Consider the following 17287-nt stretch of genomic DNA (forward strand, 5'->3'; position numbering starts at 1 on the left):
GTTCAGGTTCAGGTTCAGGTTCAGGTTCAGGTTCAGGTTCAGGTTCAGGTTCAGGTTCAGGTTCAGGTTCAGGTTCAGGTTCAGGTTCAGGTTCAACATTAACCTGATCTAATTTCTCATCAAACTTATTTTCAACCGCCTGAAAATCTTGTTCAGATTGCTCAATAGAAGTCTTTGATGCCTCATGCAATATTATTGAAGGTTGTGAAGCTTCTATTTGAGTTTCATTCGTTGCGCTGACGACGATTTCATTAATGGATAACGGTCTAAACGCAAGTAAACGCAATACCGTCATTTCAAAGCCTTGCTCTTGAGTCACTGCAAGCTGAAGTTCCGTTCGCCCTTTACAAGCAATTTGATAATAAAGTTGTAAGTCTTGAGCAGAAATTAATTTTGAAAGTTGAATAATTTTTTGATTAATTTCTTCACTATATTTCAAAGCAAGATCTGGCAGATATTGTAATAAAGCCAATTCATGTAGTGTTGAAACTAATTGGTCTAGTACCAATGAAACATCTAAGGCTTGCTGTCGAAATTGCAACAGCAATTGACTAACACGCGCTTGCTGATTTTGATGAATCGCTAAAATCAAATCATAAATAATAGTTCGATCAATCAACCCCAACATTTCTTTTACATCTTGATGATGCACAGCACCTTGACCATAAGCAATGGCTTGATCAGTTAATGACAAAGCATCACGCAATGAACCTTGTGCTGATTCTGCAATTTGCCAAATGGCGTCTTGATCTGCTTCGATATGTTCTTTATTTAAAATAGAACTTAGATGTGTTGTGATTTCATCAACAGCTAAAGGACGCAAAGTAAACTGTAAACAGCGCGAGATAACGGTGATCGGTAACTTTTGTGGATCTGTAGTCGCAAATAGAAACTTTACGTGCTCAGGTGGCTCTTCTAAAGTTTTAAGTAAAGCATTGAATGAATGCGTTGAAAGCATGTGCACTTCATCGATTAAATAAACTTTGAAGCGACCTTGGGTTGGTGCATAAGGTACGTTATCAAGTAATTCACGGGTATCTTCGACTTTAGTACGCGAAGCTGCATCGATTTCAATCAAATCAATAAAACGACCTTCATTCACCGCCTTACACGTTGCGCAAACTTCGCATGGTGTTGAGGTTACACCTGTCTCACAGTTCAAGCATTTGGCTAAAATACGTGCAATCGTAGTTTTACCAACCCCACGTGTTCCCGTAAACAAATAAGCATGATGCAAACGTCCACGTTCCAATGCGCTGGTTAAAGCACGCGAAACATGATTTTGCCCCACTAACTCATTGAAATTACGTGGACGGTATTTTCTTGCCAGTACTTGATACATGTATGCTCCTCTCTGCATGTTAAGCATACTGTTTTTTTGAAAGGACTGTAAACGAATACGTTTCTAATTGATCAAGTTTAAATACATTCTCTAACTTTTAATGACTATTTCATCTTATGCAGACAAGACTTGCGTCAATATTCAACTCAAGGGAGAATACGCGCCAATTTCAATATTTTGGTTTCATTTCCCATGTCACAATCTTTAACAGTACTCGGCGGCATCACCGCAGAAGAATTTCTTAATGAGTATTGGCAAAAAAAACCACTGCTAGTACGTAATGCTCTACCTGAAATTATTGGATTATTAGAGCCAGAAGATGTACAAGAGCTGGCATTGGAAGAGGATGTTACTGCCCGCTTAATTCGTCAAAAAAATAAAAATCCAAATGAATGGCATGTTAAATCTTCTCCACTGACTAAAGGTGATTTTCAAAAACTACCTAATTTATGGACTATTTTAGTTCAAGCAGTCGATCACTATTCATTTGACATTGCAGAGCTTTGGAAAAAATTTCCTTTTATCCCGCAATGGCGTCGTGATGACATCATGGTGTCTTATGCGCCTAAAGGTGGTTCTGTAGGAAAGCACTTTGATTTTTATGATGTGTTTTTAGTACAGGGTCATGGTCATCGTCGTTGGCAGTTAGGTCAAATGTGCAATGAATCAACTGAGTTTTTACCAGACCAACCATTAAAACTGCTTGCAGAAATAGATGTTCATTTTGATGAAGTGCTTGCTCCTGGCGACTTACTTTATGTTCCCCCTGGGCTTGCTCATTATGGTGTGGCTGAAGATGACTGTTTAACGTTTTCTTTCGGTTTCCGTATGCCAAATCTTTCAGAAATGATAGATCAAGTCAGTGATAAGTTTGCAGAAAATGATTCACTCAAAAACCCTTTATTGGATATTGCGCGTCACCAAACCGAAAATCTTGGGGAAATTAATAGTACTGAATTTTCCTATTTAAAAACTGAGTTACTTAACTACCTCAGCAAAGCGCCAGAGTTTGACGCGGCAATCATGTCTTATATGAGCGAATCTAACTATCCAAATAGTATTCCAGAACCTGAAGAAATTGAGGCAAATGATTTATTAGAGGTTGTAGGCACTGGTTATCAACTAATACTCGAACCAGCATCAAGACTTCTTTATAGAAATCAGAATGAAGTTTTAGATTTTTGGGCGAATGGTGAGAATATTGGCATTTCAGAGTCTTTCGCATCGACACTAAAACAGATTGCAGATGGAAAAGTTTTGATGTTTGATGAAAACTTGAACCAAGATGAAATCTTGGAAGATATCGCTCTACTTTTAAACAATGCAATCTTGATGTTATTGCCACCAAACTAAACCAAATTTAGGCTTCTGGATCATGGTTGAATTAGATAAGAAAAGTTTTTGTTTTTTTATCAATTTCAGTCACATTCAGAAGTCTTTCTTTTACCAATATTACATTTTAGCGATTGAATACTAATAAAATATTTATAAACTAATTACTGATAAGCTAAAAACATATATTAATTTTAAATAATTCTTGATTAAAAAATGTGGAGATCAACATGTTGAAAAAAACATTACTTTGTTCATTCATCGCATCGTCATTATTTTTTCAAACAGTTCAAGCATGTACAAGAGCTGTATATTTAGGTAATGACAATCACATTATTACAGCTCGATCTATGGACTGGAAAGTAGATGTCGGTACTAATCTTTGGATCATGCCAAGTGGTGTAGAGCGTGATAGTAATGCAGGTTCGAAATCTCTGAAATGGAAATCAAAGTACGGCAGCGTGATTGCTTCTGGATACGATATATCAACAACAGATGGTATGAATGAAGCAGGATTAGTCGCAAATGTGTTATGGCTAGTTGAATCCCAATATCCTGATAGTAAACAATCGAATAAACCACAATTAAGTATATCTGCTTGGGCTCAATACGTACTTGATAATTATGCAACTGTTTCTGAAGCAGTATCTGCTTTAGAAAAGGAACCTTTTACACTAATCACAGATGCTGTTCCTGGAGAACAACGATTAGCGACTCTTCATTTATCTATTTCTGATAAGACCGGTGATAGCGCGATTATTGAATATATCAACGGAAAGCAAGTTATTCATCACAACAAAAAATATCAAGTTATGACCAACTCGCCTATCTTTGACCAACAGTTAGCATTAAACACCTACTGGCAACAAATTGGCGGCACAATAATGCTCCCCGGTACAAATCGCGCAGCAGACCGTTTCGCTCGTGCGTCTTTTTATATCAATGCAATTCCTAAAAATGATAACCCCAAAGAAGCAATCGCATCTGTATTTAGTGTGATTAGAAATGCTTCAGTTCCTTTTGGTTTAAACACTGCCGAAGAACCAAATATTTCTTCAACTCGTTGGAGAACAGTAGCGGATCATAAACAGCAACTTTATTTCTTTGAATCAGCAGTATCGCCAAATGTATTTTGGGTTGATTTGAAGCAAATAAATTTTAAAGACGGTGTTACACGTAAACTTGATTTAGGTAAAGATCAGCAGAATACTTTTGCTGGCGATGCGACAAATCAATTTAAGACCGCTAAACCATTTGAATTTCTTGGCCCAACACTACATCATTAAGCAAATAAATTCAGAGCAGACTTGAGAATTGAAATCATGAAAAAAGTAATAGGCTTATTGTGCTTCGCAAGTATTGTGAGTGGTTGTTCTAACTTACAACATCAATCAACATCACCAACAACCTTGGATCATCTTGCTACGGCTGGTTCTTTAAATTGTAAATCCAATGAAATTTGTCCAACAGTCGTTGTAGCGTGGGATAAACAAACAAAAGAACAGCTTAAAATTGATGTTTCACTTACAAGTACATATGACTATTACGACATAAAAAGTATAAGCTTTAGCGTTGATGGAAAATCTATTAATTATGATGCCATGACAAAGACCGAGCAAAAATATATAAATCGACTCATTCCAAGAAGATCATCAAATTCATTCATACTTCCAAGCTCATTTCTTAATGAACTCAGAAGCGCACAAAATATTGATCTATCAATTTCTACAGATAGAGGCGTAATCAAACGTTCTGTTTACACGCCTACACAGCGCTCACCACTTTATCAAAACTTTGTGAACTTAATCGCAAGCTTGCCACAAAAATAAGCTCAATCATTTTAAATCTGTGGGTCAGTTGAAAAAAATACTGGCTCACTTTAATAATACGAATATTTCTCATTTACCAATTGAGGAATTAAAATCTTTGTAATCCAGTTAATAACATCAAAATATAAACAATCATAAACCACCTAGAATCAACTTAATAAATTATTATTAATACAGCTAATTCAATTTGTTAATTTTATCGATAAATAATACATTTCACCTAATAATCGCAATTCATAAATATTGTTATTTTCCGCTAGAATATTTTCAAAATAGCATGTAAAATCCCATGCCAAAATTGCATATCAGAATGCGAAACTATGCTCTAGTAATGGGGAGCGACTTAGAGGCTAAATATGTCAAAAAAAGAAGATATTATTACCACAGCATTAAGACTTTTTAACTCTCATAGCTATAATTCAATTGGAGTTGATCGGATTATTAGTGAATCTAATGTCGCTAAAATGACTTTTTATAAATACTTCCCTTCCAAGGAGAAACTAATTGAAGAGTGTTTACTCCAAAGAAACGTAAATTTACAAACATCATTAAATGCAGCTTTAGCTGAATGTAATCCAGATGATTATCTTGAACAACTCAACGCAATATTCATTTGGTATGACGCTTGGTTTCATAGCGAAGACTTCAATGGTTGCATGTTTCAAAAAGCATTAGAAGAAGTCATTAAAATTTATCCTTCTACTTTGGAACCAGCTACTCAATATAAAATATGGTTAACCAATTTAGTTCACGGCTTATTGACACATTTAGATATTCGTAATCCGACCCATCTAGCAACACTGATTGTGAGTATTTTGGATGGCATGACCATTCAAGCTCATGTAAATAAAAATTCTGTCCAAATGAATGAATACTGGACACGTGTAAAACATTTAATCAACTTTGAAAAAGAATTGGCTTAAAAGTTAGAGTTTTCCTTTGAATCAATAGTCATTTAAAGGAAAATTGATATATAAGGAAAATTAAAAAATAAAGCGTGATTTATAGTTATAATTGTGGCTCACGCTTGCGTCTGAGTTGTAAAAAGAATAATAAAATTATTACCCTCTGGCGGTAGTACAGTAGCACTCCCACTCCTTTTTATGCAGACAGATCGTTCTGTCTTATGATCAGTATATCTACTTTTTTAAAAAGTACAAACTTTTTTTTAATTTTTTTATATTCATTAATGTTATTAATAATTTATTTTTATTGTTTAGTTATTTTTAATAATTTTAATTATCAACCATATTTTTAAATATAGAAATCACTTAAAAAATAGACCAAAATATTAAATAGAGACTTTAATCTCACTTTTGAATAAAAAAATATAATGGCATACACAAATGAGAGTCATTATTACTTTTACTTATATCCTTTTTCATAAAAAACCATTGCAATTATTCAGTTTTGCTACATTTTTTAATTTTGCTGCCCTTATACTAAGTTCGCTTGAAACATCGTGAGGATAATATGCAAAAAGATCTTGAGATCGAAGCAATGAGAGAGTCTGCAAGCTCAATTGTCAATGTACTTAAATCTCTTGCAAACACAGATCGTTTAATTATCTTGTGTCATTTAGCGAAACAAGAGTTAAATGTTTCTCAAATTGAAGAGCTAACTCAAATCTTTCAACCTACCCTTTCGCAACAACTCATGATGTTAAGAAAGAGTAATGTTGTTTGTACTCGTCGTGATGGAAAGCAAATTTTTTATTCAATCAGTGATCCAAAGTTACAAGTTGTGCTAACAACGCTTTATCAGAATTATTGTCCTAACATCTAAACTGATCTAAGTTTTATATTTATATGCAGTTTGCTTTGCTTTTTTTCTGCATAATATATGCATAAATACATTTTTAGATGATTTATGCATGAATTCTATAAATCAAAAAATATTAAATCTATTTCCCTCTTCTAAGTGGCTACAAAACTATAGCTCAGCCAACTTCAAGTCAGATTTTTTTGCAGCATGCATCGTACTTACAATGCTTGTTCCGCAAGGCATGGCTTATGCTATGTTGGCAGGTTTACCTCCAATTATGGGTATTTATGCCAGCATTTTACCTATGATTATTTACGCATTCATCGGTAGCAGCACCACCCTTTCTGTCGGGCCTGTGGCGATTATTTCGATGATGATTTTTGCGACCTTAAATCCACTTTTTCCTATAGGTACAGTCGCGTATATTGAAGCCGCTTGTTTGTTATCTATATTAGTTGGCTTTATTTCACTCCTACTCGGCTTTTTTCGATTTGGTTTTTTAATTCAGTTAATTAGCCACCCTGTAATCAAAAGTTTTGTTATCGCTTCAGCTTTGCTTATTGCGCTTGGGCAAGTTAAATTTTTATTAGACATCCCTTTAAAAGCAAATAATATTCCTGAATTTATCAGCACCTTAATTCCAAATATTCATCTAAGCAATCTATTGACGATTAGTACGAGTTTAGCTGCAATTATGATCTTGGTTTGTATTCCCAAATTGTTTAAAAATGACGTGATTATTAAACTGAGCCCATTACTATTAGTCGTTTGTTCTATCGGAATAGTTTTCTTATTGAATTTAGATCAATACGGTTTAAAAACCGTCGGGATGATTCCTTCAGGTTTGCCTGATCTTAAATTTCCAACGTGGAATATCGAGCTTGTAGAAACCTTACTCCCAAGCGCTTTCATGATCGCCATGATTAGCTTTGTAGAATCATTAGCAATTGCTCAAGCAACCGCCATCAAAAAACGTGATGATTTAAATAGTAATCAAGAATTGATTGCTCTCGGTCTAGCAAATATTTCGGCTGGAATAAGTTCCGGTTTCGCTGTTTCTGGAAGTTTATCTAGAACTGTTGTTAATGCTGATGCAGGCGCTCAAACACCAATGTCAGGTGTACTTTCATCATTACTGATGATCTTTGTGGGTTTGTACTTTACAGGTTTTTTCCAAAATCTACCTTTGGCAATTTTAGCCGCTACCATTTTAGTTTCTATTTGGAAGTTAGTAAGTTTAGTCCCATTTATAGAAACATGGAAATACTCCAAAGCTGATGGGCTTGCAATGTTAGCAACTTTTATCGGTGTAACATGTATTGATATTTCCACTGGATTAGTGATCGGAATTATTTTAACTTTCATTTTATTGTTGTGGCGAATTAGTCGTCCCCATATTGCTCAAATTGGCTTAGTCGAAGGAACACAGCATTTTAGAAATGTTTCACGTTATAATGTAATCACAATGTCTACAATTTCTTCATTTCGTGTAGATGAAAATTTAAATTTTTTGAATGCTCATGTGCTAAAAGGTTCTGTTATTACAGAATTAAGTAAAAATAATCAAATTCAACATGTCATTATCAACTGTTCGAGCATCAGCAATATCGATCTGAGCGCATTAGAAATGCTGGAAGAACTTAATCTAGAACTTTCAATACTCGCCATTCAACTACATTTATCAGAAGTTAAAAGTCCAGTGATGGATCGACTGTTAGACTCTAGGCTAATCAAAGAGTTAACAGGGCACATTTTTTTAACGCACTATCAAGCAATCCAAGAAATCTCAGTGAAAACTAGCGATAATTAGCCTGCTTTGAGATGCTTTTTTATTCAAAAAGATAGAGCTTGTTCTTATAATTTTTCTTTAAAAACATTATCTTATTTTTTACATAAATTTTAAACTAATTTGCTTGTAAAAAAAATTTTTAAATACTGAGTGCTTAGGTATAGAATACGGCGCTTGTTTAACCTTAAACCACATACGGGTTTATAAGGCTTTTATATGTTTAATGTATTGTCTCGCTTAAGTTTAGTTAGCAAAATTATTATTGCTATTTTTTTAGGGATTGGCGTGGCATTGCTATTTCCTAACTTTACACCTTATTTAAGTTTATTAGGTGAATTGTTCATCAAAGCATTGAAATCTGTTGCGCCAATTTTAGTATTTGTATTGGTTCTCTCTTCAATCGCAAATTTCAAAGTTGGACAGAATTCTAATTTAAAGCCAGTGATGGTTCTATATGTAGCAGGAATGCTATTAGCTGCATTTAGTGCGGTTATTGCGAGTATCATTTTTCCAAGTCAATTATTTTTGCATTTAACAAATCAATCAGAGCTACAAGCGCCAGGTAGTCTTGCTGAGATCTTAAAAAATCTACTATTAAGCTTTATAGCCAATCCTGTTCAAGCCATTAGTGATGCTAATTTTATTGGTATTTTAGCTTGGGCTATCGGTCTAGGTTTAGCACTTAGACATAGTTCTAATGCAACCAAGCAAGTATTAACTGATGTTGCTGATGCGGTGAATAAAATCATTCATATCGTGATCAGCTTTGCACCTGTTGGTATCTTTGGTTTAGTTGCAGTTACATTTGCAGATGCGGGCTTAGCAACGCTATCAAGTTATGCACATTTATTAATGGTTTTGATTGGAACAATGCTTTTTGTTGCATTGGTGATCAATCCGATTCTTGTTGCATTAACAATGAGAAAAAATCCGTATCCATTAGTGTTTAAGTGCTTAAAAGAAAGTGGTATTACTGCATTCTTTACGCGTAGCTCAGCTGCCAATATTCCAGTCAATTTGGATTTAGCACATCGCCTTGGTGTAAATGAAGCCACAGCGAGTGTTTCTATCCCTTTAGGCGCAACAATCAATATGGCTGGTGCAGCAGTAACCATTACAGTTTTAACGCTTGCTACAGTTCATACGCTGGGTATTCATGTTGATTTTAGTACCATGATTATTTTATCAGTTGTCGCAGCAGTTTCTGCATGTGGTGCTTCAGGTGTTGCTGGTGGTTCTTTATTACTTATCCCTGTTGCATGTAGTTTGTTTGGTATATCATCTGAAATTGCCATGCAAGTTGTTGCGATTGGTATGATTATTAGTGTATTACAAGATTCAACTGAGACTGCGTTAAACTCATCAACTGACGTTTTATTTACAGCCGCTGTAGATTTCCGAAACCGCTAAAACGAGTAGGTTCATGCCCTTACAACGTTTACCCAACTGGATTCAAATAAGTGCTTTTTTACTCGCACTGAATGCTGGAATGGTAAACGTTTTAGGCTTATTCACTGTCCTTCATCAATCCGTTTCGCATATGACTGGTAATGTCAGTATGCTTGCAATGAGCGTACTCAACTGGCAACCCGAACATTTTTTCTATCTAAGTTCAGTCATTGTTTGCTTTGTTATCGGCTCATTTTATAGCGGTCTAATTTTAGGTAATAGCCATAGCGCATTTGGTCGTCACTACGGTTTCCCTTTAAGTCTAGTTGCTATCTTTTTGTTTCTCACTTGGTTATTACTGCCCTATTTTCCTCGATATGGACTGTTATGGGCTTGTGTTGCTATGGGTGTACAAAATGCAATGGTGAGCCATTATAAAGGTGCAATTATCCGTACAACCCATTTATCTGGCGTATTAACAGATATTGGTTTAGCGATTGGATATAAAGTTCGCGGTTTAAAAGTAGAAAATCGTCGTATTTTTTTACATCTACTCATTTTTTCGGGTTTTTTAGTTGGTGGACTTATTGCGAGTTTGCTTTATCCTTATTTAAAATTACAAACATTTTTAGTCCCTGCTGGACTCAGTCTGACATTGAGTTTAGCGTATTGGGTTGCATATTTTCGCTTTTCATCAAAAACGCATCTGGATTGAACTATGGTTAAAAATGCATTGCAAGCTCAGTTATTAAAGGCTGGTTTAGTAGACAATAAAAAAGCGAAAAAACTCACTAAACAAGCGCAACATGAGCAAAGAACAGGTCACAATGATGATGCTCAAATTAAAGCTGAAATTGAACGAGCAAAACAAGAAAAGTTAGCGAAAGATCAGGCATTAGATTCTGAAAAACAACGTATCTTAGAACAAAAAGCGCTAAAAGCATCAATTATTCAAATGATCAAACAGCATAAAGTTGGTCAAACAGAGGGTGATGTGACTTATCAATTTATTGATGAAAACAAGATTAAAAAGCTATATATCAATCAACAAATTTATAATGCCTTAGTTTCTGGCTCATTGGTGATTGCTAAAGATCAAGAAAGCTATGCTTTTTTACCTAAAGCACTTGCCGATAAAATTGACCAAAAAATGCAAGGATTTGTTCTGATTAATAAGAATACAGAAAAGAATGATCAAGCGACTGATGAAGAAGATCCGTATGCAGCTTATGTGATTCCTGATGATCTAATGTGGTAAACCTTACTGCATGTTAAATCACCTTACAGTTCGTATATAAACTGTGAGCAAAAGATGAATATCGTGTTTAACACCTTACAATTCTAATTCAAAGAATTTTAAGGTGTTTTCGTTTGGATTATTTAGGTTTTATAAGAGAAATTCGAACCGAGTTGAGCCATTATCCATGGCTAGAAATGTTGCTTGGATTAGCTGTTTTAATTATTTTTGCAGCTTTGGCTAACTTTGTAGCTAAAAGAATTATCGTTCGTGGAATTCGTCATTTAATTACCAAATTTAAATCTCCAAATCAGTCTATTTTTGCTCAACATAGTGTAACGCGACGTTTTGCAAATATAGTACCTGCTATTGTGATTATGAATGGTATTACCACCGTTCCACATCTTTCTGCAAAATTCATTACATTTGTGCAAATGGGGGCACAAGCTTTTATTTTCCTTACGCTTGCTCTTACAGTGAGTGAAGCCTTAAATATTTTTAATTTGATATATCAACGTAATCCTAAATCAAGAAATAAGCCAATTAAAGGATATTTACAGCTCATTAAGCTGATTTTATTCGTTGTGTGTGGTCTGATGATTTTAGGTACATTCCTAAAAAAAGATGTCTTTACTCTACTCGCTGGTTTTGGTGCAATGGCAGCGGTATTGATGTTGGTCTTTCAAAACACGATACTTTCGCTTGTTGCCAGTGTACAAATCGCATCTTATGACATGGTTCGTATTGGTGACTGGATCGAAATGCCATCACTCAATGCTGATGGTGATGTAATTGATATGTCATTACATACCGTAACTGTGCAGAATTTTGATAAAACATTCACAACCATTCCAACCAATAAGCTGGTAACAGATACGTTTAGAAATTGGCGTGGAATGAGTAATTCAGGTTGTCGTCGTATAAAGCGCTCTATCTTTTTGGATCAAAGCAGCGTTCATTTCATGAATCATGAAGAACAGCAAAAGCTAAAGAATTTTTTACTTTTGGATCGTTATCTCGATGCAAAACAATCTGAAATCGATGAGTTCAATAAACATTTAAATAGTCAGTCTCAATACAATCAACGAAGATTAACAAACTTAGGAACATTCCGAGCTTATGTGGAATTTTACTTACGTCAGCATCAAGGTATTGCTCAAAATCAAACTATTTTAGTTCGTCAATTACAGCCCACAAGTCAAGGTTTACCCTTAGAAATCTACGCTTTTACCAATACGATTGCATGGGCATCTTACGAAGCGATTCAATCGGATATTTTCGATCATTTGATCGCAATTATTCCTGAATTTGGTTTAAGAATTTATCAAGCCCCATCAGGATATGATTTACAAAAACTAAATTCTATATCTTCTATATCTCAACCTGAACTTTAAGCTGAAATAAGTCTTCATTCGACAATAATTTATGATGCAATAAATAAAAGGAAGCCTTTAGAAAAGGCTTCCTTTTATTTGAGTTGAAAAAAATGATTCTAAACTTTAAGAAAACTTAGATTTAAATTAATGGACACTTAACTCATCATCTTTTGCGAGCACCACAGAAGCTAACATCGGTATGCCTAAAATAATCGGAACAACAATGATCCATAAATCAGTAGTTAATTTACTAGAAAAGAAGAAATGAATAACCATCGCGGCTAAAGCCAAGACTGAAGCTAAGATCACCATGAACCGTACTGCAAATTTAACAAGCATTTTATAATCCTATCGTTTTTGATTCTTGATTTTAGTATACGCTTTAATCTGGAAAAGATAAGGAATTAAACTACTACCGCTTGATCAGCCAGTTACATAAGCAATTTCAAAGGATGAAAAGATCAACGTTCTGAAAAATATTTAATGTAAATTAAAACGCCTCATTCAATTGCTTATCTTTAAAATCTATCTAATTGCTGTTTTTGTCCTTTATGAACATGGTGATCTTTTTTACTCAATGCTAAAAATTACATATTCAAATTAGTTTGTCATTTTAGATTGGGTAATGCATATGATCACAGAAAATCATCAAATTAAGGCTAGAAAAGTACATTTCAATTTCTCTGAGTCTTCAGTTTGTTGGATGCCAAATGATCCTCTATGTTCTCACATCGCCAATGGCATTAACATGCTACTTCCAGCGGGTGAATTTTGGTTTTGTCGTGTATTTAACAAAACACTCCCCCATATAACGGATGAAAAACTAAAACAAGAAGTAGTTGGTTTTGTTCGCCAAGAAGCTGCACATGCTCGAGCGCATGAAAAAGCCCAAGATTTTTTAAGAGAAAATGGTTATGACATCCAAGACCCACTTAATCGCGCACATTTAATTTTTAATATTCTTTTAGGCGATAAACCACTTGGCATTCCGTTCCTAAAAGGTGAAAAGCTTGATGAATATTGGTTACTATTTCGAGTTGGTGTAATTGCTGCAATTGAGCATTTTACAGGCACTATTGGTCAATGGACATTAGAGAGTAAATCTTGGGACAAAGCTGATCCAGCAATGTCCGATTTATTCCGCTGGCATTTAGCTGAAGAAGTTGAACACCGTTGTGTAGCTTATGATTTATTTGAACATCTATTAACGAATAAATTAGGCTTCTACGTTTCGCGTCAAGTGATTATGATGGCGATTTTCCCATTATTTATTTATTTTCTTGCTGATTTTGCACGCAGTCTTGGGAAACAAGATTTAGAGCATAAAGACATTCAAAAATTAATGCGTCGTGGTTTCTTCTCATTTATTCGCGAGTTTGAAAAAACAGCCACTAAAACTGATAACTTACCAACGATTAAATATTTATGGAAAGCAACTTTACGTTGGGTTTCTCCAAATTTTAATCCAATCCATGAAGGCGATACAGATCAAGCATTGGCTTATATGGCAAAATCCCCTGCTGTTCAATATTTTGAACAAATGACAGTAACACCAAACAACATTCCGTCTTAATTTAAAACCATCTTATTGATTTTGGATGATTTATAGACATATAAATTATCCAAGTTTAAAAGTTTTAAACCCCTATCTATACAAAATTTAATAAAAAAATAACTGAAAATTTTTGCTAAAAATGTTTCTATATTTTGAAAAGGACGACCTTTTTATTTCTTAAGTTGTTAGGACGACCTAATACTCTAATAATGAGGTGTCTCAATGGCTTGGGCTTATTTAATTTTAGCTGGAATATTCGAAATTGTTTGGGCGTTTTCTATGAAAATGTCAGATGGTTTTACAAAACTCACGCCAAGTATAATCACAATTGTTTTCATGATTTTGAGTTTCGGCCTATTAGCTGCTGCCATGAGAACCTTACCCCTAGGAACTGCATATACTATTTGGGTTGGTATTGGAGCTATTGGTGCATTTCTTATTGGTATATTTTTCTTACATGAGCCGATAGGACTTTTGCGAATTTTGGCAGCAGCCTCAATCATATTTGGTGTTGTATTGATGAAAGTAACAGCCAGTTGATTATTCATGATAGAGATCTTCAGTTTTAACAAGATCTCTATCATTTCAATCATATTTTTAGTTTTATATCTACAGAAACTTCTCTCAGTAAATTCACTTCGGTCTGATCCTGAACGATATAGTACAAGAGATCACTATTTTCAAATTCATAATTGGGACTAAGTGATTGAAGCTAATCTAGCTTTTTCCAAAAAATAACAGGAAGTTTAAATTCATGCTTCAGTAAGTAAGCACAAAGTATTAACCCTGCACTTATTGCAAACCATATTAGATCCAACTCAAGAAAACCAAATAAAAAGATGCTTATCCCTAAAAGAATCAATATATAGAACACAACTATTCCTAAGTTGTCATTCATTTTATCCCCAATAAAATTAAATATTTAAGTGATTGATAAATTAAATCAGTTTAAAAAAAATACAATACATTTGAATTATTGAATTTTACGAATAATTTTCAATTGTTAAACTAATTTTCAGTTTAACCACAAAAAAGATACAAACTACATTTTTTTTTATGATATTTGAAATTTCACATTTTCTTAACAATCGCATGCTATTAAAAACAAGTTCTCAAGAGTGATCCCATACCATTCGTTTTGATCTCATAAAACCGTTTAATTCAGCATAAGATCTATAGTTACAGCTCCTAACAAAGAAAATATTAGAAAATTCCACAAAACAACCTTATTCATCTATTTATTTGATTTTCTGTTATGCTACAGCTAGCTAAGTCGATACTTTAAAATTTGAGGGAAACGTAATGCTGCAATGGTTTGAAAAATTAGTCGATCCTTATCCCACCAAAGACTTAAACAAACCATTACCAACCACGTTCTTTGCTTTTGTATGGCAAGCAACCAAAGGCGTACGCCCTTTTCTATTTTTTCTTATTGCGTGTACTGCTGCTGCTGCATGTTTTGAAGCACTATTTTTTGCATATGTTGGAAAATTAGTAGATTGGCTCACAAAAAGTCAGCCTAGTACCTTTTTACAAACCAATCAGCAAAGTTTAACGATTTTAATTAGTATTTTATTTGCAAATATTTTCTTTGTAAGCCTTCAATCCATTATCAAACATCAGGTTCTATTTAGTAATTTCCCGATGCGTATGCGTTGGCGTTTTCACAACTTATTATTACAGCAAAGTTTAGATTTCTTTCATACCGATTTTGCAGGTCGTCTTTCAGCAAAAGTGATGCAGACTGCATTAGCCGTACGTGAATTTTGGATGATTCTGGGCGACATGTTGGTTTATGTCTTGGTTTACTTTATTACCATTAGTTTAGTACTTGGCTCTATTTCACCTATTCTCATCGTTCCGCTCATTTTATGGCTCGTACTATTCATTATCATCGCCAGCTACTTTATTCCACGCCTTGGTAAAGTATCTATGGAACAAGCCGACGCACGTGCCGTTATGACAGGCCGTATTACTGACGCATATACCAATATTCAAACTGTAAAATTATTCGCTCATGCTGGACGAGAAAGCCAGTATGCCAAAGAGTCTATGCGCGAATTTATGGTGACTGTTTATAAACAAATGCGTTTAGGTGTGAAATACCAAATTAGCATTCGTTTACTCAGTGCCTTTCTTTTCATAGGCGTGATCGGAACTTCAGTATGGTTATGGACACAAGGTCAAGCCGCGATTGGCGTTATTGCAGCGACCACAGCTATGGTATTAAAACTCGATAGTTTGGCTGAATTTATTATGTGGCATGTCACAATGCTGTTCGAGAACGTCGGTACCATTCAAGATGGTATGAAAACTTTGGGGAAACCAATCCAAATTCAGGACAAACAAGATGCAACTGAGCTCAACGTTAAAAATGGTGAAATTCGCTTTGAAAATGTAAGTTTTGCTTATAATGAGAAAAATGTGATCGAGCATTTCAATCTAACAATCAAGTCAGGTGAAAAAATTGGAATTGTGGGACGTTCTGGTGCTGGAAAATCAACACTAATCCAATTGCTGCTTCATTTTTACGAAATCAACCAAGGTCGTATTTTGATTGATGGTCAAAATATTCACGATGTAACACAAGATAGTTTACGCGCCAACATCGCTTTAGTGACGCAAGACACTTCCCTATTACATCGTACAGTTGCTGAAAATATTAAATACGGTCGTCCGAATGCAAGCGAAGTAGACCTTCAACTCGCTGTGAAAAAAGCACGTGCTGAAGAATTTATTCCGCAATTGACAGACCAAAAAGGACGTGTTGGATTCGATGCCTACGTCGGTGAACGTGGAGTTAAGCTTTCGGGCGGACAACGCCAACGTATTGCAATTTCTCGTGTTTTTCTTAAAGACGCGCCAATTCTCATTTTAGATGAAGCAACAAGTGCTCTTGACTCTGAAGTGGAAGCAGCGATTCAAAGCAGTTTAAATGACTTAATGGTAGGCAAAACAGTTATTGCTATTGCGCACCGTTTATCTACTATTGCTCAGATGGATCGCCTCATTGTACTCGATCAAGGCAGAATTGCTGAACAAGGTACACATGAAGAACTGATTGCCAATGATGGCTTGTATGCACAATTATGGAAACGCCAAACGGGTGGTTTTCTAGTTGAACAACGAGTGACTCAGGACACAGAATAATGTTGTATTTAGAAGATTTAAAGATTGGAGATCATTTCATAAGTCGTGAATATGAAATGACTTTGGAAGAAGTGAAGCAGTTCGCTGGTCAATATGACCCGCAACCCTTTCATTTAGATGAGCAAGCTGCCGCACAACATCCGATTTTTCAAGGCTTAGCCGCAAGCGGTTGGCATACTTCTGCCGTGACAATGCGGTTATGGACAGAGTGTTTTCCTATAGCAGGCGGATTACTCGGCTCAGAATCAAGTCTACGTTGGCCACGTCCGACTCGTGTTGGCGATAAAATTCATGTTGAAATTGAAATTACAGCGATCGTGCCATCCAAAACTAAAAACGATCGAGGTATCGTCAGCTATGTCACTCAAGCTTTAAACCAGCATGGTGATGTGCTATTAATATCAACAACCAAAATTATGGTATTTAGAAGACCAAATTAATGTTTGAAGACTCAGTGACTCTTTTGTCCAACAATTTTTATGATTGATTATATTATTTCATGTAAAGATGTTTAAGACTTAAAA

General features: G+C 34.9%; 16 protein-coding genes. 14 read left to right on the plus strand and 2 right to left on the minus strand.

The window, feature by feature from the left end; translation table 11 throughout:
* Nucleotides 1–1342: DNA polymerase III subunit gamma/tau (gene dnaX, locus F933_RS17275; protein WP_005062020.1), on the minus strand; the 1342-nt coding region annotated here is incomplete at its 3' end.
* 192 nt (nt 1343–1534) lie between these two features.
* Between dnaX and F933_RS13340 the strand changes: the two genes are divergently transcribed.
* From F933_RS13340 to F933_RS13385, 10 genes are all read left to right on the plus strand, one after another.
* Nucleotides 1535–2695 carry a cupin domain-containing protein gene (locus F933_RS13340; protein WP_005062024.1) on the plus strand — a complete coding sequence of 387 codons (1161 nt, stop codon included), beginning with the start codon at nt 1535–1537 and terminating at the stop codon, nt 2693–2695.
* 209 nt (nt 2696–2904) lie between these two features.
* Nucleotides 2905–3960: a linear amide C-N hydrolase gene (locus F933_RS13345; RefSeq protein ID WP_005062027.1), complete on the plus strand. Its 1056-nt coding sequence runs from the start codon at nt 2905–2907 to the stop codon at nt 3958–3960.
* Between the two features lie 36 nt (nt 3961–3996).
* On the plus strand, nt 3997–4503 hold the full coding sequence (locus F933_RS13350) for a hypothetical protein (RefSeq protein WP_005062029.1): 507 nt from the start codon (nt 3997–3999) through the stop codon (nt 4501–4503).
* A 356-nt stretch (nt 4504–4859) separates the two neighbouring features.
* Complete coding sequence (locus tag F933_RS13355; protein WP_005054303.1) at nt 4860–5426, plus strand: TetR/AcrR family transcriptional regulator; 567 nt, start codon at nt 4860–4862, stop codon at nt 5424–5426.
* Nucleotides 5427–5976: 550 nt separating this feature from the next.
* Nucleotides 5977–6288, plus strand: a complete 312-nt coding sequence (locus F933_RS13360) for an ArsR/SmtB family transcription factor (RefSeq protein ID WP_005054304.1) — start codon at nt 5977–5979, stop codon at nt 6286–6288.
* A gap of 88 nt (nt 6289–6376) precedes the next feature.
* Nucleotides 6377–8077 (plus strand): SulP family inorganic anion transporter, encoded by a 1701-nt coding sequence (locus F933_RS13365; protein WP_005062031.1) that lies wholly within the window; start codon nt 6377–6379, stop codon nt 8075–8077.
* A gap of 195 nt (nt 8078–8272) precedes the next feature.
* The gene (gene sstT, locus F933_RS13370) at nt 8273–9466 is read left to right on the plus strand and encodes a serine/threonine transporter SstT (protein WP_005062034.1); all 1194 of its coding nucleotides are present in this window, start codon (nt 8273–8275) and stop codon (nt 9464–9466) included.
* A gap of 13 nt (nt 9467–9479) precedes the next feature.
* On the plus strand, nt 9480–10160 hold the full coding sequence (locus tag F933_RS13375; RefSeq protein ID WP_005062036.1) for a YoaK family protein: 681 nt from the start codon (nt 9480–9482) through the stop codon (nt 10158–10160).
* Nucleotides 10161–10163: 3 nt separating this feature from the next.
* Nucleotides 10164–10703, plus strand: a complete 540-nt coding sequence (locus tag F933_RS13380) for a DUF2058 domain-containing protein (protein WP_005062039.1) — start codon at nt 10164–10166, stop codon at nt 10701–10703.
* A 113-nt stretch (nt 10704–10816) separates the two neighbouring features.
* Nucleotides 10817–12076, plus strand: a complete 1260-nt coding sequence (locus F933_RS13385; protein WP_005062041.1) for a mechanosensitive ion channel family protein — start codon at nt 10817–10819, stop codon at nt 12074–12076.
* A 126-nt stretch (nt 12077–12202) separates the two neighbouring features.
* Here F933_RS13385 and F933_RS13390 read toward each other — a convergent pair whose 3' ends face one another.
* Nucleotides 12203–12397, minus strand: a complete 195-nt coding sequence (locus F933_RS13390) for a hypothetical protein (protein ID WP_005054312.1) — start codon at nt 12395–12397, stop codon at nt 12203–12205.
* A 292-nt stretch (nt 12398–12689) separates the two neighbouring features.
* Between F933_RS13390 and F933_RS13395 the strand changes: the two genes are divergently transcribed.
* The 4 genes from F933_RS13395 (at nt 12690) to F933_RS13415 (ending at nt 17203) form a co-directional block, all read left to right on the plus strand.
* Nucleotides 12690–13631, plus strand: a complete 942-nt coding sequence (locus F933_RS13395) for a metal-dependent hydrolase (RefSeq protein ID WP_034711094.1) — start codon at nt 12690–12692, stop codon at nt 13629–13631.
* Between the two features lie 204 nt (nt 13632–13835).
* On the plus strand, nt 13836–14153 hold the full coding sequence (locus F933_RS13400) for a DMT family transporter (protein WP_005062044.1): 318 nt from the start codon (nt 13836–13838) through the stop codon (nt 14151–14153).
* Between the two features lie 762 nt (nt 14154–14915).
* Nucleotides 14916–16763, plus strand: coding sequence for an ABC transporter ATP-binding protein (locus F933_RS13410; protein ID WP_005062047.1), 1848 nt, complete (start codon nt 14916–14918; stop codon nt 16761–16763).
* Complete coding sequence (locus tag F933_RS13415) at nt 16763–17203, plus strand: MaoC family dehydratase (RefSeq protein ID WP_005062055.1); 441 nt, start codon at nt 16763–16765, stop codon at nt 17201–17203. Before F933_RS13410 ends, F933_RS13415 begins: the two co-directional genes overlap by 1 nt.
* Nucleotides 17204–17287 lie beyond the last annotated feature (84 nt).

Source organism: Acinetobacter beijerinckii CIP 110307 (assembly GCF_000369005.1).
GTDB classification, from domain to species: Bacteria; Pseudomonadota; Gammaproteobacteria; order Pseudomonadales; family Moraxellaceae; genus Acinetobacter; species Acinetobacter beijerinckii.

Bases quoted from the DNA above. Each gene is read 5' to 3' on its own strand.
- F933_RS13340 (WP_005062024.1), top strand. From the start codon at position 1,535: ATGTCACAATCTTTAACAGTACTCGGCGGCATCACCGCAGAAGAATTT.
- F933_RS13345 (WP_005062027.1), top strand. From the start codon at position 2,905: ATGTTGAAAAAAACATTACTTTGTTCATTCATCGCATCGTCATTATTT.
- F933_RS13350 (WP_005062029.1), top strand. From the start codon at position 3,997: ATGAAAAAAGTAATAGGCTTATTGTGCTTCGCAAGTATTGTGAGTGGT.
- F933_RS13355 (WP_005054303.1), top strand. From the start codon at position 4,860: ATGTCAAAAAAAGAAGATATTATTACCACAGCATTAAGACTTTTTAAC.
- F933_RS13360 (WP_005054304.1), top strand. From the start codon at position 5,977: ATGCAAAAAGATCTTGAGATCGAAGCAATGAGAGAGTCTGCAAGCTCA.
- F933_RS13365 (WP_005062031.1), top strand. From the start codon at position 6,377: ATGAATTCTATAAATCAAAAAATATTAAATCTATTTCCCTCTTCTAAG.
- sstT (WP_005062034.1), top strand. From the start codon at position 8,273: ATGTTTAATGTATTGTCTCGCTTAAGTTTAGTTAGCAAAATTATTATT.
- F933_RS13375 (WP_005062036.1), top strand. From the start codon at position 9,480: ATGCCCTTACAACGTTTACCCAACTGGATTCAAATAAGTGCTTTTTTA.
- F933_RS13380 (WP_005062039.1), top strand. From the start codon at position 10,164: ATGGTTAAAAATGCATTGCAAGCTCAGTTATTAAAGGCTGGTTTAGTA.
- F933_RS13390 (WP_005054312.1), bottom strand. From the start codon at position 12,397: ATGCTTGTTAAATTTGCAGTACGGTTCATGGTGATCTTAGCTTCAGTC.
- F933_RS13395 (WP_034711094.1), top strand. From the start codon at position 12,690: ATGATCACAGAAAATCATCAAATTAAGGCTAGAAAAGTACATTTCAAT.
- F933_RS13400 (WP_005062044.1), top strand. From the start codon at position 13,836: ATGGCTTGGGCTTATTTAATTTTAGCTGGAATATTCGAAATTGTTTGG.
- F933_RS13410 (WP_005062047.1), top strand. From the start codon at position 14,916: ATGCTGCAATGGTTTGAAAAATTAGTCGATCCTTATCCCACCAAAGAC.
- F933_RS13415 (WP_005062055.1), top strand. From the start codon at position 16,763: ATGTTGTATTTAGAAGATTTAAAGATTGGAGATCATTTCATAAGTCGT.